The organism is Alcanivorax sp. VBW004 (assembly GCF_009718865.1).
Classification (GTDB): domain Bacteria; phylum Pseudomonadota; class Gammaproteobacteria; order Pseudomonadales; family Alcanivoracaceae; genus Alcanivorax.
Genome location: NZ_WNHC01000001.1, coordinates 3,328,113 through 3,349,029 on the forward strand (window position 1 = coordinate 3,328,113; position 20,917 = coordinate 3,349,029).

Below are 20,917 nucleotides of genomic sequence, written 5' to 3' on the forward strand. Positions count from 1 at the left end.
AAGAACGCAAACACGAGTCGCACTATGAAACTGTACCAAGTGGACGCCTTTACCGACGCCCTGTTTGCCGGCAACCCGGCCGCGGTGGTGCCGCTGACACACTGGCTGGATGACGCCCTGCTGCAGAACATCGCACTGGAAAACAATCTCTCGGAAACCGCCTTTCTGGTACCCGACGATCAGGGCTACGCGTTGCGCTGGTTTACCCCTCAGGTGGAAGTCGACCTGTGCGGCCACGCCACCCTGGCCGCCGCCTGGGTGGTGTTCAATGCGCTGGGCTTTCCCGGTGAACGAGTGCGCTTTTCCACCGCCTCCGGTCCCTTGTTCGTGACTCGCAGCGGGCAGACATTAAGCCTGGATTTTCCGTCACGGCCGGCCCACGCGCTCACTGACATCACCCCGTTTTTCCGGGCGCTGGATTTGCCCATTCGCGAGGTGCTACAAGCCCGGGACACCCTGATCATCGTGGACAGCGCCGATCAGGTGCGCAATTTTCAACCCGACTTCACCGCCATCGCGGCGCTGGATACCTTCGCGGTCATGATTTCCGCGCCCGGCGACGACTGTGATTTTGTCAGCCGCTTTTTTGCCCCGGCCAAAGGCGTTCAGGAAGACCCGGTCACCGGCTCGGCCCATTGCACCCTGGTGCCTTACTGGGCGGATAAACTCGGCAAGACACACCTCCATGCCCGCCAGCTTTCTGCCCGTGGCGGTGAACTGCACTGCCAGCTAAAAGGCGATCGCGTGATGCTTAGCGGCACCGCACGCTGCTACCTGCAAGGCGACCTGCAACTGTGATAAGCCCTTCCGCTCAATACGACCTGGTCTTTGTCGGCGCCGGCCACAGCCATGCGCTGGCCCTGCGCATGCTGGCCATGAAACCGATTCCCGGCGTACGCCTGACCCTGGTGTCCCCGGACAGCCTGAGCGCCTATTCCGGCATGTTGCCAGGGCTGATCGCCGGCCACTACACGCTGGAGGACACCCATGTGGATGTGTACCGGTTGTGCCAGGCCAGCGGCTGCCGGTTTGTTCAGGCCAGCGTCACACAGCTTGATCCACAGAAACGGCAATTACAGCTCAGCGATGGCAGCCAGCTGGCCTACGACTGGCTGAGCCTGGACGTGGGCGCCACACCGGATCTCTCGCCCATCGGCAACGATCACGACAGCGTTGTGCCGGTCAAACCGGTGGCCAGCTTTTATACCCGCTGGCAACAACTCTGCCGCGACGCCGGCGGGCAAACGCCCTCACTGGCGGTGGTCGGTGCCGGGGCCGGCGGTACCGAGATGGCACTGGCCATGGCCCACCATTTTCAGAACCGCCAGCAACCGGCAGAGATTCAACTGATCACCGGAGGGGAATTGCTGCCCGGCTTTCCCGCCAGCGTGCGCGAAAAGATGCGCAAGCGGCTGCAAGCCCATAACGTCACCCTGCATACCCACAGTCGCGTTCACCGTGATGCACAACAACAACTGCAGATGGGAGATCAGCCGCTAACCGCCCAGTGGGTGCTCTGGTGCACGGGAGTGCGCGGCCTGCCAATACTGGAAGACAGCGGGCTGGAGTGCGACGAACGGGGTTTTGTACGCGTCACGGAAAGCCTGCAAACGCTCTCCGACGCGCGCATTTTTGCCGCCGGTGACTGCGCCGCCTTTCCCACATCACTGCCCAAGGCCGGGGTCTATGCGGTTCGTCAGGCGCGCACCCTGGCCGACAACCTGCGCGCGGCCATTCAAGGACAACCGCTGGTTGCCTATCGCCCGCAATCCCGCTTCCTGTCGCTGCTATCTGCCGGCGGCAAAGACGCCATTGCCAGTCGTGGCGGCAGTCTGTCTGTGGCCGGCCACTGGGTATGGCGCTGGAAGGACCATATCGACCGGGCCTTCATGGCCAAGTTCGATCAGCAGCTGCCCGCCATGCCCACCGCCCCCGCGGACCCCGACGCCCTGCACTGCGCCGGCTGCGGCGCCAAGGTCGGCAGCGACGCCCTCCATGAAGCACTGGCAGGCCTTCAGCCAGTCATTAATCCGGGGATTGAAGCCGGTGTAGACGCCGCCGATGATGCCGCCATCATCGATTGGCCCGCCGGGCAGCGGCTGGTCCAGAGCCTGGATTTCTTTCCCGCCTTTATCGATGAGCCCTACCTGTTCGGGCGCATTGCCGCCCTGCACAGCCTCAGTGATCTGTACGCCATGAATGCCCGGCCCCACTCCGCCCTGGCCAACATTACCCTGCCCTGGCACCACCCGCGCCTGCAGGGCCGTGACCTGCAACGGATGATGGCCGGAGCCGTCCGGGAACTGAACGCAGCCGGCTGCACCCTGGTCGGTGGCCACACCATCGAAGGCCCGCAGATGGCCGCGGGTTTCACCGTCAACGGCCAGGCGGATCCGGCACAGCTCTGGCACAAACACGGCGCCCGCGACGGCGACCGGCTGATCCTCACCAAGCCATTGGGAAGCGGCGTGCAACTGGCGGCCCTGATGCAGGCGAACAGCAGCAATGGTGCCGCATTCCACGGCCCCTGGCTGGACACAACGCTGCGCCACCTGCTGACCAGCAACCATATGGCGCAACGGGCCCTGCAGGATGTCCCCGTGAATGCCTGCACTGATATCACCGGCTTCGGGCTGCTCGGCCATCTCTACGAAATCAGCCAGCAAAGTGGCGTTACCCTGTCGGTGGATTGCCACAAGGTACCGCTGCTGCCCGGCACGCTGTCGCTGATTCAGCACGGTGTGGCCAGCACCCTCAGCGATGCCAACCGGCAGATACTGGTGCATTGCCAGCAGCAAGCCCCCGTGGACGACGCCCTGCTTACCGCCCTGTGCGACCCGCAAACCGCCGGGGGGCTATTGTTCTGTCTGCCCGCCGACTATGCCGGGCAGGCACTGCAACATCTTGATCGTGAAGGCATTGCTGCCACCGACATCGGTAAAGTCCTTGTAAAAGATCGCCCGGATCACGCAGCGATCCTGTTGAATAGCGGTCACACTGGTAGCGTATAACCCTTCAAGAACACAGGAGAATGGTTCATGACCACGTCAAAACGCGTTACCGGTATTTTCAGTGCCTTTGTATTGCTGTTTATGCAAGTGCTGATGGTCCCCGCCGCACAAGCCGCCATGATTGGTAATGACACCGTGATTCAGCAACAGGATCGCGCGGCCATGAAGCAGCAAGTCATGCAGCTGATGGATCATAAAGTGGCCACTCAGGCGCTAAGCGAATACGGCGTAAACCAGGAGCAGGTCAGTCAGCGACTGGACCGCCTCACCGATTCCGAGCTGCAGCAGCTGGCTCAGAAATCCGAAGAGCTGCCAGCCGGTCAGGGCGTACTGGGCGTGGTACTGGCCATCATCCTGGTACTGGTGATTCTGGATCTGCTCGGCGCTACCGATGTCTTCCCGGTGATTGACCCGGTCAATTAATGGTGACGGCATTGCGCGGCATGTTTTCCGGAAAACCGGTTGCCGCCCTGCTGGCAACCGCGCTGCTAACGCTGGGCGGTTGCCAGAGTTTTCCCCCACCGCAAAGCGCCAGCGTGCACACCGATCAACAGGTGGTGGTGCCCTTTGTCCCCCAGGACGCTTATCAATGCGGCCCAGCCTCCCTGGCGATGATGCTGCAGTGGGCAGGCAAGGAAGTCAGCGCCGACGCACTGGTGGACGAAGTCTGGTTGCCGGAGCGCAAAGGGTCGCTGGGCATCGAGCTGCGGGCCGCAGCCCGCAGCCGCGGCCTGATGGCCTATCCAGTGGAATCCGCTGACGCCCTGTTTCAGGAATTACAGGCCAACCGACCGGTGCTGGTGATGCAGAACCTGGCGCTGCCCCGCTGGCCGAAATGGCACTTCGCTGTGGTAACAGGCTACCGGGATGAGGGCGATACCGTGGTGCTGCACAGCGGAACAACGCAAAGTGACAGCAGCCACTGGAACCGCTTTATTCGCACCTGGGCCAGGGCCGATCAGTGGGGATTCACGCTGGTGGAAGCCGGCCAGTTGCCCGCCAGCGCCGAGCCAGATGCGCTGTTCCGGGCCATCTCGCCGCTGCCCAATAGCGCCGCCTTCTGGCCCGCTGCCGTGGAAGCCTTCCCGCAAAGCGGACAGCTGTGGTTTGGTTATGGCAATGCTTTGTGGGCGCAGGGCAAGCAGCAAGAGGCGCGGGCTGCGTTTGAACAAGCCGTGCGCCATGCGCCGGAACTGGCCGCCGCCTGGAACAACCTGGCCTATGCCCAAAAGGCAGCGGGTGACAGCAAACAGGCCCGGCAGAGTATTTGCCAGGCCTTGTCGGTGGCACCGGATGATAGCGAGATTCAGGACAGCGCCCGCGAACTGGGCGCTCAGTCCTGCGCCGTATCGCCGGCGCCTTCTGCTCCTTCTGCTCCCTCAACGCCCTCTGCTCCTGCTTCCCCCTCTTCAGCCGCAAGCTCAGGATGCTGCGCCACCAACTGATCGCGCTGCTCACGCAGCTTGTCCAGTTTGGCGATCCCTTCTTCCAGCTGTTCAGGGGCGATGCCGAATTCCTTGCCCCTGGCGATCAGCCCTTCCAGCTCCACCATTTTGCGATTCGCCGCCGCCACGAAAGACGCACGAACCGCCTGATTCTGTCTCGCTTCGTACTGCTGATACTGTGCCGGGTCGGCCAGCTCGGCCGCGCTGGGCGGTTCCCGTAAGTCCGTATTGCGGACCAGCGGCGGCGTACGCGGATCGCCGTTTCGCATACTTTCTCGCAGGGCCGCCACAGCCTGGGGTGAAGGTGAAGGCGTCGGCACCGCGGACGGGGCGTTATCCGCCCGCTTCTCCGGCCTAGGCAGAGAACGTTCCGCCACCGTATCGATCATCGGCAGGGCTGCCGGCGCCGCTGCGGCGTCCACTTTTGGGTCGACATCAGGGCTCGTGTCCGCAGTAACACCCACCGCTGTATTGCCTGCCGGTGCCGGGGGCAACAGCCAATAGGCGCTAGCGCTCGCGGCTATCAGCAACCCGACCAGCAACCCAGGGCGCAACCACCCCTGCTGGCGCTGATAGCTCCCCGTCTGGCCTGGCCGGCACTCACCCACCGCCATCACAACACCTCGTGGTTGACCCGCAACGCCGCCGCCTCGGTGGCATCAGCCAGCAAGGTCTGAAAACGCTGCTGCATCTGTTCCCGGGCAATGGCCTGGGCCGCCCGGTAGCGCACCGATTCACTGTCCACACGCTGGTAGCCCATTTCTTTCTGGTCCACCCAGAGTAGCTCCCAGTACGGCGCGCTGTCTGTGGCCGGGCTACGGAACGGCGGTGACACTCGCTGCACCGGCTGCACAAACGCCAGCGCCTGGGTCCAGTGATCCTCACGGCTGTCGCGGTCAATCCAGCCCAGCGCCCCGCCCTGCTCACGGTCATCCGCAACGGAATAACGCGCGACTGCGTCAGCAAACGCGCTGGCCGGGTCCCTGCTTTCCGCTTTCTGGGCTTTCTGCGCTTTTTGGATATCCAGCAGCTCGGCATAAATCCGGTCGGCTTCAGCCTGGCTGTTCACGCGCAAGTGGTAAGCGTGAACACGCTCCACACGGGTAAATTCGTCCTGGTGCTGTTGGTAATACGCGGCGATCTGGTCCTGGCTCACTTCAGCCGCCAAAGCCCGTAACTGCGGGTTATCGTCATGGATATCGTGCATCAGCCCCAGGTCATGGAGCAGCTCATCGCGGCTCATGGCGTCATCAATACAGTCATCCACTGCCGCAATGGCCCGGGCCGACAAACCGGAGTGTTGATCAAACCAGTAGAACACATACTCCATGGTGAGCTGCTGCTTGATCGCTTCACGGATAAAGCCGGTATTGAGGTTGTGCATCTGTACTTTCAGCTGGATGTTCTGCCGGCGATACAGATCCCACAGCGTCAGCGTCTGCTCTGGCTGATCCTCAGCAAAACGGTAACGGGCAATCACCAGCTGGCTGGCCGCCTGCTGCTGGGCCTCAGTCATGGTGGCGTACAACGCCTGATCCAGCGACAGCAACGGAGCCAACGCGTCCTCGGACAGCAACAACGGCTCAGTCAGATAATCCAGACTGTCAGTCGTGCCGCTTTCTTCCACCGCTACCCGCAGGTCATCGGCAAAAGCCGTACGAATCAGTTTGAAGCGTTGTTGTTCGTGGCGAGTCTGCGCATCGTAGCCCACCCGACTGGTGTCGGCATGCCCGTGGGCGGCCACGTCGTCATGCTCATGGGCCAGGGCCGCCAACAACCGGTTTTCCACCAGCCCCTTGAGCACGGCTTCACGGCTGACCTGCGGTTCGCTGCGCTGTGCGGCAGCCACAAACACATTCAGGGTCGCCACCGGAATCACGCTGCCATCCACGCTTGCTGCCACGTTATCGGGCAACGGTCCCCAACGCTGCCAGCTGGCATAGCCGGCCAACGCAACAGCCGCGAACCCAATGGCCAACACCCATCGATGCAATCCCATGGCCGTTTTCCTCTATCTTGTTATTGGTGCAACGCGGGCACGCATCTCCCTGCACGTGCTTTTACGTGTAGCGTGATGCATGCCGCTTGTTGCGTCTTCTTATCAGGGATTAACCTTCACAGCGGCATGATTCAGCACATGCACCACCATGGCGATGGCATGGGGAATCACCACCTGAGCCACCTGCACCCGGTCCGAGTGGTCGGTGCTGGACAGCACGATCCCGCCGTTGCTGTAAGCCATGGCACCGCCTTGCGTCAGCAAGGGGCGAATGTCATTGCTGGCGGTAGCAAGCGGGGTGAAATCCGTCAGAGCCTGATCGACCAAAGCGGTGTTGTTCAGGTTCTCGCTGTCGTAGTAATCCGCCACCCAGGATTCCCAGCCACTGTGGTTCAGTGCCGAGGTCGTCCACACATGGTGCGGTTGCAGCAGGTCAGTGGTGTGCATCACGAAACCCAGGGTCTGGGCCGTGGGGTTGGCGAGGAACTGGCTGTACCAGTACTGGCCCAGGTTATCGATGGGCTGGAACGGCATTTCCTCGAAGTCATCGTACATGGACTTGCTGGAAGTACTGCCCTGACGATAGTTGGCTTCGGTCACGCCGTAGGTGTTGTACTCGCTGTCATCGGCGCAGCTCCAGAAGCACCAGCCGGTCATGCCCCCGTTACCATCGTCCATGTAGTCGCCCACCAGCCAAGTCGCCGCGATGTTATCGATATCGCCCCAAACGGTGAGCAGGTCGTAGTTATAACCACCCAGGTCGTTGCCGTGAACATCAGAGCCACGGGTATGGTTCTGGAAATGCCAGTAGGAGGTGTAGTTCACCAGTGAGGCCCCGGCATTGAAGACCGGCGCATACACGCAGTCCCCGGTGACCGCGCCACACAGGTAGGTGTCCTGGAAATCGTCCACGTCGTAGGCACCCTGCCCAATCACTTCCGCAAACTGGTCCATGCTGTAGCCGGCCGCGTTGACCCAACTCTTCAGGCGGTTGTACTCCGTGGTCGTCGGGTGCGCCTTCATGTAGTTAACCGCATCAATGGCAATGCGTTTGTGGGTGATTTGCTGAAACGCCTGGGCAGGCGATGACAGAACAGCTGCGGCCAGCAGGCCGGTGAGTGCGAGCTTCTTCATGGGGGTCCCCTCCCGTTATTGTGGTTATGTAACTTTTTGTGTTTATTGATCAAACAATAAACAACCCGGCATACCAACCCAAGGGCTCAGACGGACAAAACATGGACATTTGCTGACAGGCCGCGCCCTGCTCGCCTTCCCTTTTCGTCTCCTCTCCATGCCCGCCCCTCGTATAGAATGGGCACCTGCACACCCTGCCATGAAGAAGTGACAATACATGGACATCGTTTTTGTTCTGGTGGAACCCGCCCGCGGGGAAAACATCGGCGCCGCTGCCCGCGCCATAAAAACCATGGGTTTCAAAGATTTGCGACTGGTTAACCCGGGCGACATGCGCGCCGCCCAGTGGGTCGCACACCACAGCAACGACGTGCTGGAGCAGGCCGTGATCGTGGACACCCTGGATCAGGCGCTGGCCGATGTGGACCTGAGCATTGCCTGTACCGCCCGGCACCGCCTGCAGAAAGACCGTTATGTGGATGCGGATCGTTGCGCCGAACTGGTCGCTGGCAAGGGAAACAGCGTGCAACGGGTCGCCATCGTCTTCGGCCGGGAAGCCAGCGGCCTGACCGGCGAGGAAGTGGCCCGCTGCGACCTGGCCAGCAGCATCCCGCTGGCGCAGGCACAACCGTCACTGAACCTGGGCCAGGCCGTGATGGTCTATGCATGGGAATTGCGCAAACGGCCGGCGACAGTGCAGCCCGAAGCGGACCCAACCACCTTCGGCCACACCCGCCAGGCCCTGCATCAGCTTCTGGCGGCACTACAGATACAGCCGACCGAAAACCTTCACCAATGGGTGGACGAACTGCTGCCCCTGGCCAGTGACCGGGAACTGGGACTGGTTCGCCAGCTGCTGCGCCGCATCACGCGACTGTAACGCCGCAAATGCCCCGACAAGCCGCTCTTCAACACAGCACACGCCACCGGGAAAGCAATAAACGCGACCCTGTGATACAAAGACAACAACACTTTTCTGGAGCCTCGTTGTTATGGATCGACGACTGCCTGTCGCACTGCTGATATTGCTACCCGTTCTCGCCATCGCGCAGCCTGGCAGTTTTTCCCTGCCCGGCGTTGGCGACCTGCAAAAGCAGCTCACGGAAACCAGTGATAAAAAATCTGACGGCACGGACAATCCCGACAAAAAACAGCTCAAGGAGACCCTGAAATTCCGTCAGGAGATCGACAGCAACCAGGAAAAAATCAAGGAACTGAAAACCTTTTCCCGGCAGGCCGCCAGCCAACGTACACGTCTCAACGCCGAACTCACACGTCTGCGCCAGGAACGCGACACCGACTGGGAAAAACACTACGCATCCAAAAATCTGGACGCTCTGGTGAAAGCCCTGGTCAGTGAGCTGGATGCCCTGGAAGCCAACCAGGAAGACCTGGCTGACGCCAACAGCCACCTGACCCGTGCCCAGACCCTGCCGGAACAGGCCCAGAACGTGATCAGCAAAGCCATGGACCGGCTGGACGTCATTCGCACCCGCCTCAATCAGGGCGTGGATGAAGAAGGCGAACCTTTGTCCGAATTACAAACGGGGACCCTGAACACGGAGATGAAAGCCCTGGAGTCGCGCATCGAGCGCTACAACCAGGAGCTGGCCATCGTCGACAAGCAGCAGGACATCGCCCGCCTGAGACAACAAAGCGACAAACAGCATCAGCTCATCATCGAAGCAAAACTGGACGCCCTGCAGCCACTCATCAATGAGCGCCGCCTGAATCAGCTGGAGGAAACCGCCAATTCCCCGGAAACCGATCTCCCGCAAAGCGTGCTGGACCACCCCCAGGTCCAGAAAGCCATGGACAAGAACCGGGCCCTGCGTGAACAACTGGCTGGTGCCAGCGAAAGTGTAAACAGCCTGCTGCGTGAAGCGGTCAACACCAAGACCGAACTGGACAAGGCACGTTCACTATCCTCCACCGTCAACGACCAGATTCGCATGCTCGATGGCAGCTTGCTGCTGTCGCGCATTCTTTACGAGCAGCAAAAAAGCCTGCCCCAGGATCAGGGCGAACTGAATCTGGACAAGGATATTTCTGACGCGCGCCTCAGCCAGTTCGATATCGAACGGGCCATGCAGGATCTGGATGACGCCCCCCTGCCCTCACAGACCCAGGCTGACAAACCCCTGAGCCCGGCACTGGAGCAGGCCTTTTCCATCCTCCGCGAAGAGCGCCTGGCCATTTACGACCAACTGGACCAGGAACTGAGCCGCCAGCTGGCCATCCTCACTCGTACCCAGCTCAGCCATGAACAGCTACGCAAAATTACCCGCAGCCTGCACAACACCATTTCCGAACAAACCTTCTGGATGCCCAGCAACCAGCCCCTGAGTTTTGAATGGCTTGGCAAACTGCCAAAAGAACTGATGGAGCAGGTTAAAACCATGCCCTGGGGCGACCTGTGGGAGGGAACCGGCGATCTGTTCAGCCGCAAATGGGTCTGGCTGATCGGGCTGCTCATCCCGGCAGCGCTGCTGATGGTGGTACGCAGCAAGCTCAAAACCCGCATCGACGAAATGAACAAGGATGTAGGGTACCTGCGCCGTGACAGCCAGGCGCACACCCCCCTGAGCCTGCTGTACACCTTTCTGATTGCGGCACCTGTCCCGCTTTTCCTTGGCCTGCTGGCCGCCGGCTTGTGGGTGCAGCCTGGCACATTCACCAGCGTCATGGGCGCTGCCGTGGCCCAGATTGCCTTGCTATGGCTGGTATTCGAAGTGCTCTACCGCCTGCTTAAAACCAATGGCATCGCCCAGCGCCATTTCCGCTGGAGCATGGAATACAACCATCAAATGCGGCGACGCCTGCTGGTAACCGGCCTGGCGCTCATCCCCCTTACCTTCCTGGTGGCGTTTGGTGACCAGTGGCCAGCACAGCTCAGTAATGACCGGCTCGGACTGGTAATCATGATGGCATCCATGATTACCATCATGGTGAGCCTGCCCTGGGTGGCGCAGTCCTACCCCGGCCGTCATTACAGCCGCACCATGAGGACCCTGGCCACCGGCCTGTGCATTCTTGCCCCGCTCACCCTGATCGTGCTCACCGGCGTGGGTTACTACTACACCTCGGTACGCCTCACCGGGCACATGATCTACAGCCTCTACCTGATTGCACTGTGGATCGTTCTTGATGCCACCGCCGTGCGCGGCCTCGCCGTGGCAGCCCAGCGGCTTTCCTACAAACGGGCCGTGGCACAGCGCGAAGCCGAACAGAAAGAAGACACCAGCAGCGCCGAAGCTGTGGAAGTGGAAGAGCCGCAACTGGACCTGAAACAGGTCAACCAGCAGTCCCTGCGCCTGATCCGCCTGGCGCTGGTGGCCGCGATCGGCCTGCTGGTGTATTGGGTCTGGGCAGACGTACTGCATGCCTTCGCCTATACCGACAACATCGTGCTGTGGGAAACCGCCGAAGGGGCCGGCCAGGCCGCCACCACCTCCCCCATCAGCCTTGGCGACGTGATTGCCTCGCTGGTCATCGGTGCCGTGACCTTCCTGTTGGCCAGCAACCTGCCGGGCCTGCTGGAAGTGCTGGTGCTGTCACGCATGGATCTGCGCCAGGGCACCAGCTACGCCACCACCACCTTGCTCTCCTACGTGATTGTCGCCAGCGGTATCATGCTGACGCTTGGCGCGCTGGGCCTGAGCTGGGACAAGATGCAATGGCTGGTGGCGGCACTGGGCGTCGGGCTGGGTTTTGGCCTGCAGGAAATCTTTGCCAACTTTATCTCCGGTATCATCCTGCTGTTCGAGCGCCCGATTCGCATCGGTGACGTGATTACCATCAACAACCTGGATGGCACCGTCAGCCGCATTCGCATCCGTGCCACCACCTTGATTGATTTCGACCGCAAGGAAATCCTGGTCCCCAACAAGGTGTTCGTCACCGAACGACTGATCAACTGGTCCCTCTCCGACACCGTGACCCGGATCATTCTCAAAGTCGGCTTTGCCTACGGCTCCGATTTGCAGAAATGCCGCGACATTCTGCTGCAGGCCGCAAAAGAGAACCGCCGCGTACTGCGTGACCCGGAACCTGTCGTACTGTTTATGGGCTTTGGTGCCAGTACCCTGGACCATGAACTGCGCGTCCACGTGGATGACATCAACGACCGCCTGGCCGCCACCGACGAGCTGAACCGCCACATCGACGCCCTGTGCCGGGAGCACGACGTGGAAATCGCCTTCAGCCAACTCGATATCCACATCCGCAATGGCAACGGGGATCAGCTGAATCTGGAAACACATTCGGCGGAAGAGGAAGGTAATGGGGACGACAACACTCCACCGCCAGAAGCCAACGACGGCGAGTCCAATGAAAGCAGCGATCCGCGCTAACCACCGCAGGAGCGTCGCTGGCGGCGCGATGGCAGGCTGAGTTGAAAGTTGAAAGTTGAAAGTTGAAAAGTAAGTACTAGAACCTCATGGGCGTCTACCCTGTACGATGTAAGCAGGGTGAGCGCGGAGCATCCAGACGCAAATTGGCACAGACCCGGCTTCGCGTTTCAACTTTTAACTTTTAACTGCTTTTTTCCACGCCGCCAGCGATACCCATGTTCGGGATCAGGGCTTACAGAACCACCTCAAAACACTCCAGCTGCGGCGGCCCCAGGTAAATATCTTTGCGGGCGCCGGCATTGGCGTGGGCCTTTCGGAACGCATCCGACCTGGTCCAGCCTTCAAACGCTTCACGGGATTCCCAGGTGGCGTGTGACGAAAACAGCGTGTACTCCTCGGTACTCGGCCCCTGCAGCAGATTAAAACTCTTGAAGCCCGGCACCTCTTGCAGAAAAGTATCCCGGCCTTCCCAGATAGCGATAAAGTCCTGCTCGCAGCCGGGTTTGATCTTGAAGCGGTTCATTGCAATAAACATAGTGGTCTCGGAGTCATTTCTGGTGTGATCGGTTGTCGCACTGTCTGCGCGCCCCTCTGCACTGCATTACCGCGCCCAAGGGCCAGCGGGCACGTCAGCCTCTGGATTCCATCACACGCAGCTCGGCAAGCGCAATGACCGCCAGTGAACAGACCGCGAGGTTAACCGTAGTTGAATTAAATGCAGATACGGTAAACGCAGGCACCACAAAAAGAGTGAAAGCGAACAGCCCGAACAAGGCCGCAATAGTGATGACATAGGGCCAGCGCTGGCGGTAAAAGACCCACACCATCAACCCGAGCACCACTTCCATCCCACCCCCCACATAAGAAAGCAGGTGCGCCTGTGCCTCGTTCAGACCAAGCGCCATATTCATGCGCAGCTCATCCGCATGGGGCCCCAGTAGCTTCGGTACAATGCCCTGATAAAGCCAGATAAAGGCGATGGAAAAACGGCAGACCTGAAGAGTCATCACCTACTTCGCCCCCAGAAAACGGTCTGCGTGGTCCGGCGAAGGCAGCACGCAGGCATCGTATTTGCCAAAAATACGGTAACGATTGCGCGCCATACGGTCGTACAGCCAGTCACGTATGCCACGCGGGCATATTAGCGCGACTGCCGCCAGTGGCCACGGAAAAGGAAGACCCCGAAGCACCCGAATAATGGCGGTAGAACGCACATAAAACGCGCCTTTCTCCACCAGCACCAACGTATCAAATTCCTCAAGCGGCAAACCGCACCAGGCCAGAATCGCACGCCCTTCATCAGACTGCACAGTAGCCAGCTTATATCGACGACGAGAATCAAAACGCACCAGAAACCGCGCCCAGTAGCTGCACAGCACGCAAACACCATCAAACAGGATCACACGATCCGCTTCATTCATACCCGGTGGTCGTTCGTTGGTGTGCATTGAATTTCTCCTGGAACTCAGGCTATCGAGGAAAAGGCCAATCTTCCCATTTCCCTGCTGAAAGCAAGTAAGGGGAAACGAGAGGTTTGACTGCGGATACGCTACACCGTTATGAGAAAGTGTTCACTAAAGCGGGGGAACTACATCATCACCGGATTTCGCTTGTTATCTGGCTGCTTCCCAACCATTTTTTAACGGAAGAGACGACTTCGCTTGTGCGGTCCTTTCCAGAAGGATCATGAAACTTGTGATCAACTCCCTTAACCGTGCGAAATTCGACGTTATTCCTTTTTTTCATCAGCATTCTCGCTTGATCATAAGCCAGCTTTGGCGAAACACTCTTATCCAGTTCGGACTGAATAATCAGCAAAGGGGCGCTGACACTCAGCAACAGTTCAGTCTGATCTGCAGCCAACATACTCTTCCACCAACGAAAACCGTGCCCACTCATCACAAGAGTCATACTCTCGGAACTTTCGATAGCTCCTTTAAATTCCAGAAACCCCTGTTTTGCCTGTTCAAATGCTTCCGGTGGAAGATCAATGCTCATGCTATAAAAAACGTCATCAACGAAAAATCGGCCTCCGCCATTAAGAGTGATAACCGCACTCACCTTATCACTCCGGGAAGCAACCATCGCTGCAACCAGTGCCCCCTCACTCCCCCCTAGAAGAATAATGTCGTCATATTCAAGTTGCTCATCTAACCATGACATCACTTGCAGATAGTCGTCCGCCCGCTGTCGCGGAGAATCATGCTCATAATACGATGCCGGGCACTCCGGACTGTCACCCGAACCGTTCCAGGGAACCGACCGGGTAAGGGCATATTTTTCCACCGTAAGAACATCCGCATCACCGATCACAGCGGCAAAGCGGTCATTAATCACCTTGCTGTGTACCACACTATTGCAATCCGATCCCTGCATCAGCACCAGCAGATGCCGACCTCCTTTCTTGTCCAGATAGAAAGTGATTGCAGATCCATCCGGCCGCATTAAAGGCACTCCCTCTTCTGCAAACCCGTACTGAATGGCAAACAGCAAAAACGCCATGATTATCGCGAGAGTTCTATACATGAGTCATTTACCTGGGAAGCGTTAGGCCAGCTTTTTATTTTCATCCAGGGCACAAGCACACCCTGAATTTGCTTCCTTCGATTCCCACAACCTTAGGAAAGTTCAATCAGGAGGCCATCAGACTTGAGTGTATTATCGACCCTAAAAAGAATAGAAATTCTGAAGAGTAAGGAGCCCCCCTATTCAATTCGTGGATTCAGCGTATTGGTATTGCCCGTTCCGGGTTATGCGGAACGTTCCGCTGAAAACGAGCGACGCATGCAACTTTACGATCTTGCGATCACGTTAGAGCCTCCTGTGATGTACAATATTTCCACATTTTTCTGAGCCACTGACCATGCGTACCTTTGTCCTCCGTGCCCGCGCGGCCTCCACCAACAGCCAGACCTTGCTCGCCAATGTGGGCGGGGATGCCCATAGCGAGATTCTGGCGCATACGTTGATGAATGCGATCTTTGTGGCCCAGTCGCACCGAGACGATGCGGTAGTGCATCTGGTGCTGGAAAGCACTCAGGACTATTCCCGCACCATTACCTTTGTGGCGGCAGAGATGCGGGATATTGGCGGGTTTCATGAGCAGGCACTGCTGACCAAGGTGGTGCGGGCGCTGGATGCCTCTGCCGGCATGGGCAAGGAACAGATGAAAGCCGTGGAGAGCGGGATTACCGTGCGCACGCAGAGCTTTGAAAAGCTGGTGAAGGAACTGGCTGAGGATGGGCATCAGCTGTACATGATGGACCCCAAGGGAGAGAGCATCCGCGAGCTCACCTTTGCCGAGAAGCCCTGCTTCCTGCTCACTGATCACATTCCCATGCCGAAGAAGAGCTTCAACAGCCTGAAGCGACTGGGCACGGAGAAGATCAGCCTGGGACCGACCATGCTGTTTGCGTCGCAATGCGTAGTGCTGATTAATAATGAACTGGATCTGGCGGGATTCTGACACGCCTGGCCGACTCGCTGTAGGAGCTCCTCTCGAGGTGCGAATCCAAGCCCAGGCGAGGAAACGGCGCTGGCCGTGGCCTCCCGGTTCCTCGAAATGGATACACCGCCCTCTGTAGGAGCGGTGGCTCCAGCGCAATGAAGAGCCTTGCTTCGCAAGGGTTCGCACCTCGAGAGGAGCTCCTACAGCGGCTTCGTGAGACAGGTTTTGGGTTTTAGTTAGCTATTAATTATTCATTATTAACTGTTAATTAACTCTCTAACCACACTTCCCGCGCCCATTGCCAGATACTGCCCCACACCTCGTCTTCGTTGATGCCGCTACCCGGCTCCCACAGCACCACTTCCCCTTCCTGGGACATGGCGTAGATGCCGTTGGCGGCTTCGCAAACGGGAATCAGATAGCGAGGCAGGCCTTGGTCCCAGGCGTTGGCGGCCATTTCCGGGAGGAAGTTGTGGGCGTAGTCGTCCATCACCGTGGCGGGCTCCAGGCTGCCACAGACGATGTCGCTGGCGGTAAGCAGGAATTCCTTGTAGTCCCCCGGCAGTGAAATCAGCAGCTGCTCTTCAATTTCCACCAAACGGTCTTCGTCTGGCAGTTCCAGAGCCACCAGACCGCCGTCATGGCGTTCGCGCAGCATGTCTATCACGTCATCCATAAATTCATCTTTGAGGGTTGCGATGGGAATGCATATTCAGCCCCGACGGAACGGGAACAGGAACTGTTTGACCACCCCTTCCGGCACCTGGGTGCTGGCACGGGTGCCGTACTCGGCGGCCAGGCGATCCGGCATGATCAGGGTGCCGAACAGTTTATCGTAGATGGGCAGGAAGGCGGCGTAGTTTTTGTCTACGGCTTCGTCTTCCGAGGAATGGTGCCAGTGATGGAATTCCGGGGTGGCGATCAGCCAGCGCACGCCCGGGAACCGGAAACGGACATTGGCGTGGATAAAGATGGCGTGGAACGACACGAACACCAGATAGGCATACACCGCCGAGGGCGAGAAGCCGAGGATAAAGATCGGCAGATAGCCAATAAAACGGTTGGCGATGATTTCCACCACATGCAGCCGTGAGGAGGCCAACCAGTCCATCTGGGTGGTGGAATGGTGCACGGCGTGGAATTTCCATAGCCAGGGCACTTCGTGGAAGGCCCGGTGAATCCAGTAGCTGCCCAGATCGATCACAATCAGAATTTCAATGAACTGCAGCCACAAGGGCTGGCTGGCAATGGCCTGCTGGAAGCCGATATCCACCTTGTCGTGCAGCAACACCTGAATAGGGATAATGGTGAAGAAGCTGATCAGCTGCAGGGCCACGTGGCTGAACAGGAAGTACTTCATGTCCGTCACCCAGCCACCGCGCAGGGTCTTCTGTTCCCGGTTCTTCGGGTAGGCACGCTCCAGCGGAATAAAGACCAGCCCCAGCACCAGCAGTGTCAGGATAAAATAATCCAGGCCGGCATACAGGCTGCGGCCATCCACCGGTGGCACATCCAGGCGCCCGGAACCGATTAGCGCAGCCATGCAGGCCAGCACCATGCCGATGATGCCGTAACGCCGTTCCTGGTGACGAAACACGCTGAAAAACCCGCAGGTAAACCCGATACCGATGCCGATAAACAGCAGCAGCCGCAAGATCTCGGCATTGTAAAACGCCCTGAATTCAGGCGTGGTAAACAGTTCCGGATAAAGAAAACAGAAACTTCCCAGCAGCGCCAAAAAACCCAGCCCGATGGAGATCGTCGCCGTAATCTTGCCCTGCCCCGGCGTCAGATCCACCTCTTCGTAGCGTTCGCGCAGAAATTCCGACATTACCCCTCCCTTCCTTGTTCTTTCTTGTCCTGTGGCGGCCCTGCCGCCAGCCTTTCTTTGCCAGACCATGCTGCAGCGGCCTGGCGCCAAGTACCAGTACACGCCCGTAACAAGCTGCTACACTGCGCGTTCAATTAGATAGACGCTGCACGCAGCACGCGACCCGCTTCAACCGGGACAGGCCGTACTTATCCGGCCCCCATTCTCCCTGCTTAAAGGCCCGGGCGCGAGGCACTGACTCTCACCTCTTGCCATTGTCTCGTTCGCCCGGTGTTGTTGGGTTTGAAGGCTGAGGGCTGCGTGATGCGCGTTTCATGACGCCTGGATTTATAAAGTATGCCACTGATTACCCTTCGCGACATTCAACTCAGCTATGGCCAACAACCGCTGCTGGACCACGTCAACCTGTCCATCGACGTGGGTGAGCGCCTGTGTCTGATCGGCCGTAACGGGGCGGGCAAGTCCACCCTGATGAAGGTCATCGCCGAAGAAATTCAGGCCGATGACGGCCAGATCGAGAAGAGCCAGGGGCTGAGTGTGGCCCGGCTGGAACAGGAAGTGCCCGATGACCAGGAGCACAGCGTGCACTTCATGGTGGCCGAAGGGCTGGGGGAGCAAGGCGCCCTGCTCAGCGAACACGCCGAGCTGGTACACCATCTGGGCGACGGGGACGACAAGATACTGGCCCGCTTCGAAGAGCTGAGCACCGAGATCGAGGCCCGCGGTGCCTGGCAGCTGTCCCAGCGGGTGGACACCGTGCTTTCCAAACTCAATCTGGACGGCGACATGTCTTTCGCCGGCCTTTCCGGCGGTATGAAGCGGCGCGTACTGCTGGCCCGTGCTTTGGTACAGGACCCGGACATCCTGCTGCTGGACGAGCCCACTAACCATCTGGACATGGAATCCATCCAGTGGCTGGAAGAGTTCCTGAAAAACTTTGGCACTACCCTGGTCTTTATTTCCCACGACCGGGCCTTCATTCGTTCACTGGCCACCCGCATCATCGAGCTGGATCGCGGCAAGCTGACCAGCTGGCCCGGCAGTTATGAAAAGTACCTGAGTGGCAAACAAGCGGCGCTGGATGCGGAAGAAAGAGCCAATGCCGAGTTCGACAAGAAACTGAGTCAGGAAGAAAAGTGGATTCGCCAGGGCATCAAGGCACGCCGCACCCGCAATGAAGGCCGGGTGCGTGCCCTGAAAGCCATGCGCGACGAATTTTCCCAGCGCCGCAGCCGCACCGGCACCGCCAGCCTGACCATCCAGAGTAGCGACAACTCCGGCAAGATCGTGGTGGAAGCCGACCAAATCAGCTATGCGGTGGGCGGCAAACAGATTGTCCGCGATTTTTCCGTGGCCCTGATGCGCGGCGACCGGGTGGGCATTCTGGGCCCGAACGGCTGTGGTAAATCCACGCTCATTCGCCTGCTGCTGGATCGCCTGGCTCCGGACAGCGGCACCGTAAAACAGGGTACTCAGCTGCAGGTGGCCTATTTCGACCAGCTGCGCGATACCCTGGACGAAGAAAAAAGCGTGATCGACAACGTGGCGGAAGGCTCCGATGTGATCAACCTGAATGGCCAGAGCAAGCATGTGATCGGCTATCTGCAGGATTTCCTGTTCGACCCCGCCCGGGTTCGCCAGCCGGTGAAATCCCTGTCCGGCGGCGAGCGCAACCGTTTGCTGCTGGCCAAGCTGTTCACCAAGCCCTTCAACCTGCTGGTACTCGATGAGCCCACCAACGATCTGGATGCGGAAACCCTGGAACTCCTGGAGGAACAGCTGATCAACTACCAGGGCACCCTGCTGCTGGTCAGCCACGACCGTGAGTTCATCGACAATGTGGTGACCTCCACGCTGGTCTTCGAGCACGGTGAATTGAACAGCTATGTGGGCGGCTATCAGGACTGGTTACGCCAGCGTCCGGAACCGAAGCGGGAAAAAGCCGTCAAAGCCGCCAAGCCGGCCGCAGTAGCGGAAAAGCCTGCTCCTGCCCGCAAGAAGCTGTCATACAAGGATCAACGGGAACTGGAACAATTACCCGCTCGCATCGAACAGCTGGAAGCGGATCTGGACGCGGTACAGACACGCATGTCCGACCCGGATTTTTACAAGGGTGAGCCGGCTGATATCAGTGCTGCACAAGCCCGGCAAAGTGAGCTGGAGCAGCAACTGGAAGTGGCTTTCTCCCGCTGGGATGAGCTGGACCAACAGGGCTAGCGCGGGCGCGGTGCGCCGCGCCGGCCGTACGGAAAACGACACGCAAGGAGCCGTTTGTGCACAAACGCCTGTCATGGATAACCCTGGGCATCCTGTCATTGCTCACCGCCTTGGCTCAGCCCGTCTGGGCCACCGAAATGGAAGACGAAGAGCGAGCGCTGGAGCGGCAGCAGGAAACCGACGCTGACACGCCCAACAAGCCTCCTCACCGGGCGGACAGCAACCAGAGTGACGCAGACGAAGCGTCTGGCAACGCCGAGGCGGAGCCGGAAAAACCCTCCCCCCTGCCACTGCTGGGCCAGACAGTGGAACCCGGCACCTTTGCCACCCTGCACTGGACGCCGGATCAGTCCTTCGCGTCCATTGCCACGCCGGTGCCGGTACTGGTCGCCCACGGTGACAAACCCGGCCCCAAACTCTGCCTCACCGCCGCCATCCATGGCGATGAGCTGAACGGCATCGAGATGGTCCGCCGGCTGATGTACGAACTGGAACCGGATCAGCTAGCCGGCACGGTGATTGGTGTCCCCATCGTCAACCTGGACGGTTTTCGCAGTGGCACTCGCTACCTGAGCGATCGCCGTGACTTGAACCGTTATTTTCCCGGCAACAAGGATGGCAGCGCGGCCAGTCGCGTGGCCCATTCCCTGTTTGGCAATATCGTCAGCCACTGCGACTATCTGGTCGATCTGCACACCGGCTCCCAGAAGCGGGTCAACCTGCCTCAGCTACGCGCGGATCTGGATAACCAGGACGTGGTCGCCTTCGCCAAGCACTTTGGCGGCATGACAGTGCTGCACAGCCCCGGTGTCAGCGGCATGCTCCGCGATGCGGCGGTTAAAGACGGCATCGTCGCCGTGACCATGGAAGCCGGTGGCCCCAACCGGCTGGAAACCCAGGCAGTGAACTATGGCGTGCAGGCCATTGAAACCCTGCTGGAAAACCTGGAGATGCGTAAGGCCAGCCGTTTCTGGAGCGCTCCACAGCCGGTGTTCTTCGAATCAGAATGGATTCGTGCCAGCCAGGGCGGGATTCTGCTCTCCGAGGTGAAACTCAACGACAAGGTGAAAAAGGGGCAGATTCTGGGCACCGTCACCGACCCCATCAGCAATACGGGCAGCGCCATTATCGCCCCCTACAACGGGCGCGTGCTGGGCATGGCGGTTAACCAGGTGGTCCACGCCGGCTTTGCGGCCTTCCGCATCGGTGAAGAGAAGAGCACCGAGGAAGTGGAAGCCCAGGCAGAAAAAGCCAGCAAGGAAAAAGAAAGCAAAGGAGAGAAAGGCGGGAAAGCGGAAAACCCGGAGGAAAACGGCGAGCCTGTGCCTCCCAAGGCGCCGCGACCTGAACGGGACGTGGATCGTGTCGACGACCTCAGTGTTATCGACCATCAGGATGATGAAGACAACGAACCTCACCCCTGATTCTCTCGCTGAATCGCTGCGCGGGATAGATTTCCCGCGCAGCAATCAGCCCCTGG

At 59.3% G+C, this 20,917-nt stretch carries 18 protein-coding genes; 9 read left to right on the plus strand and 9 right to left on the minus strand.

The annotated features are described in order from the left end of the window. The first annotated feature begins 24 nt into the window (after positions 1-24). Genes F1529_RS15165 through F1529_RS15180 form a run of 4 tightly spaced genes read left to right on the plus strand, consistent with a single transcriptional unit; the run spans position 25 to position 4,456 of the window. Positions 25-798, plus strand: a complete 774-nt coding sequence (locus tag F1529_RS15165) for a PhzF family phenazine biosynthesis protein (RefSeq protein ID WP_155135972.1) — start codon at positions 25-27, stop codon at positions 796-798. Further along, positions 795-3,011: a selenide, water dikinase SelD gene (gene selD / locus F1529_RS15170; protein ID WP_370457047.1), complete on the plus strand. Its 2,217-nt coding sequence runs from the start codon at positions 795-797 to the stop codon at positions 3,009-3,011. The genes F1529_RS15165 and selD overlap by 4 nt, the downstream gene beginning before the upstream one ends. 27 nt (positions 3,012-3,038) lie before the next feature. Further along, positions 3,039-3,434 (plus strand): PA2779 family protein, encoded by a 396-nt coding sequence (locus F1529_RS15175; RefSeq protein ID WP_155135978.1) that lies wholly within the window; start codon positions 3,039-3,041, stop codon positions 3,432-3,434. Continuing rightward, on the plus strand, positions 3,434-4,456 hold the full coding sequence (locus F1529_RS15180; RefSeq protein ID WP_155135981.1) for a PA2778 family cysteine peptidase: 1,023 nt from the start codon (positions 3,434-3,436) through the stop codon (positions 4,454-4,456). Before F1529_RS15175 ends, F1529_RS15180 begins: the two co-directional genes overlap by 1 nt. Here the strand turns inward: F1529_RS15180 and F1529_RS15185 are convergent. The 3 genes from F1529_RS15185 to F1529_RS15195 all read right to left on the minus strand — a co-directional run bounded on the left by F1529_RS15185 (position 4,345) and on the right by F1529_RS15195 (position 7,589). Beyond that, entirely contained in the window at positions 4,345-5,070 is a 726-nt protein-coding gene (locus F1529_RS15185) for a hypothetical protein (protein WP_155135984.1), read from the minus strand. The genes F1529_RS15180 and F1529_RS15185 overlap by 112 nt on opposite strands. Further along, positions 5,070-6,455, minus strand: coding sequence for a peptidyl-prolyl cis-trans isomerase (locus tag F1529_RS15190; RefSeq protein ID WP_155135987.1), 1,386 nt, complete (start codon positions 6,453-6,455; stop codon positions 5,070-5,072). The genes F1529_RS15185 and F1529_RS15190 overlap by 1 nt, the downstream gene beginning before the upstream one ends. 102 nt (positions 6,456-6,557) lie before the next feature. Beyond that, positions 6,558-7,589: a phospholipase gene (locus F1529_RS15195; protein ID WP_155135990.1), complete on the minus strand. Its 1,032-nt coding sequence runs from the start codon at positions 7,587-7,589 to the stop codon at positions 6,558-6,560. A 217-nt stretch (positions 7,590-7,806) separates the two neighbouring features. Here F1529_RS15195 and F1529_RS15200 point away from each other — a divergent pair, with 217 nt between their 5' ends. Continuing rightward, the gene (locus tag F1529_RS15200; protein WP_155135995.1) at positions 7,807-8,469 is read left to right on the plus strand and encodes a tRNA/rRNA methyltransferase; all 663 of its coding nucleotides are present in this window, start codon (positions 7,807-7,809) and stop codon (positions 8,467-8,469) included. A 112-nt stretch (positions 8,470-8,581) separates the two neighbouring features. Continuing rightward, the gene (mscK, locus tag F1529_RS15205; protein WP_155135998.1) at positions 8,582-11,941 is read left to right on the plus strand and encodes a mechanosensitive channel MscK; all 3,360 of its coding nucleotides are present in this window, start codon (positions 8,582-8,584) and stop codon (positions 11,939-11,941) included. A gap of 232 nt (positions 11,942-12,173) precedes the next feature. On the opposite strand, the gene F1529_RS15210 is transcribed toward mscK, so the two are convergent. The 4 genes from F1529_RS15210 to F1529_RS15225 form a co-directional block, all read right to left on the minus strand. Next, entirely contained in the window at positions 12,174-12,476 is a 303-nt protein-coding gene (locus F1529_RS15210; protein ID WP_155136001.1) for an antibiotic biosynthesis monooxygenase, read from the minus strand. Between the two features lie 94 nt (positions 12,477-12,570). Beyond that, positions 12,571-12,948 carry a DoxX-like family protein gene (locus tag F1529_RS15215; protein WP_155137591.1) on the minus strand — a complete coding sequence of 126 codons (378 nt, stop codon included), beginning with the start codon at positions 12,946-12,948 and terminating at the stop codon, positions 12,571-12,573. Between the two features lie 3 nt (positions 12,949-12,951). Then, a complete protein-coding gene (locus tag F1529_RS15220) occupies positions 12,952-13,389 on the minus strand; it encodes a thiol-disulfide oxidoreductase DCC family protein (RefSeq protein ID WP_230457811.1) in 438 nt (145 codons plus the stop codon). Positions 13,390-13,537: 148 nt separating this feature from the next. Then, a complete protein-coding gene (locus F1529_RS15225) occupies positions 13,538-14,443 on the minus strand; it encodes an alpha/beta fold hydrolase (protein WP_196220415.1) in 906 nt (301 codons plus the stop codon). A gap of 361 nt (positions 14,444-14,804) precedes the next feature. Between F1529_RS15225 and trmY the strand changes: the two genes are divergently transcribed. Next, positions 14,805-15,407: a tRNA (pseudouridine(54)-N(1))-methyltransferase TrmY gene (gene trmY / locus F1529_RS15230; RefSeq protein ID WP_155136006.1), complete on the plus strand. Its 603-nt coding sequence runs from the start codon at positions 14,805-14,807 to the stop codon at positions 15,405-15,407. Between the two features lie 250 nt (positions 15,408-15,657). On the opposite strand, the gene F1529_RS15235 is transcribed toward trmY, so the two are convergent. Both F1529_RS15235 and F1529_RS15240 read right to left on the minus strand, forming a co-directional pair. Next, positions 15,658-16,065 carry an SMI1/KNR4 family protein gene (locus tag F1529_RS15235; RefSeq protein WP_155136009.1) on the minus strand — a complete coding sequence of 136 codons (408 nt, stop codon included), beginning with the start codon at positions 16,063-16,065 and terminating at the stop codon, positions 15,658-15,660. 36 nt (positions 16,066-16,101) lie between these two features. Next, positions 16,102-17,220 carry a sterol desaturase family protein gene (locus F1529_RS15240; RefSeq protein WP_007149728.1) on the minus strand — a complete coding sequence of 373 codons (1,119 nt, stop codon included), beginning with the start codon at positions 17,218-17,220 and terminating at the stop codon, positions 16,102-16,104. Positions 17,221-17,556: 336 nt separating this feature from the next. Between F1529_RS15240 and F1529_RS15245 the strand changes: the two genes are divergently transcribed. Next, entirely contained in the window at positions 17,557-19,437 is a 1,881-nt protein-coding gene (locus tag F1529_RS15245; protein WP_155136012.1) for an ATP-binding cassette domain-containing protein, read from the plus strand. A 56-nt stretch (positions 19,438-19,493) separates the two neighbouring features. After that, positions 19,494-20,861 (plus strand): succinylglutamate desuccinylase/aspartoacylase family protein, encoded by a 1,368-nt coding sequence (locus F1529_RS15250; protein ID WP_370457048.1) that lies wholly within the window; start codon positions 19,494-19,496, stop codon positions 20,859-20,861. Positions 20,862-20,917: the final 56 nt, after the last annotated feature.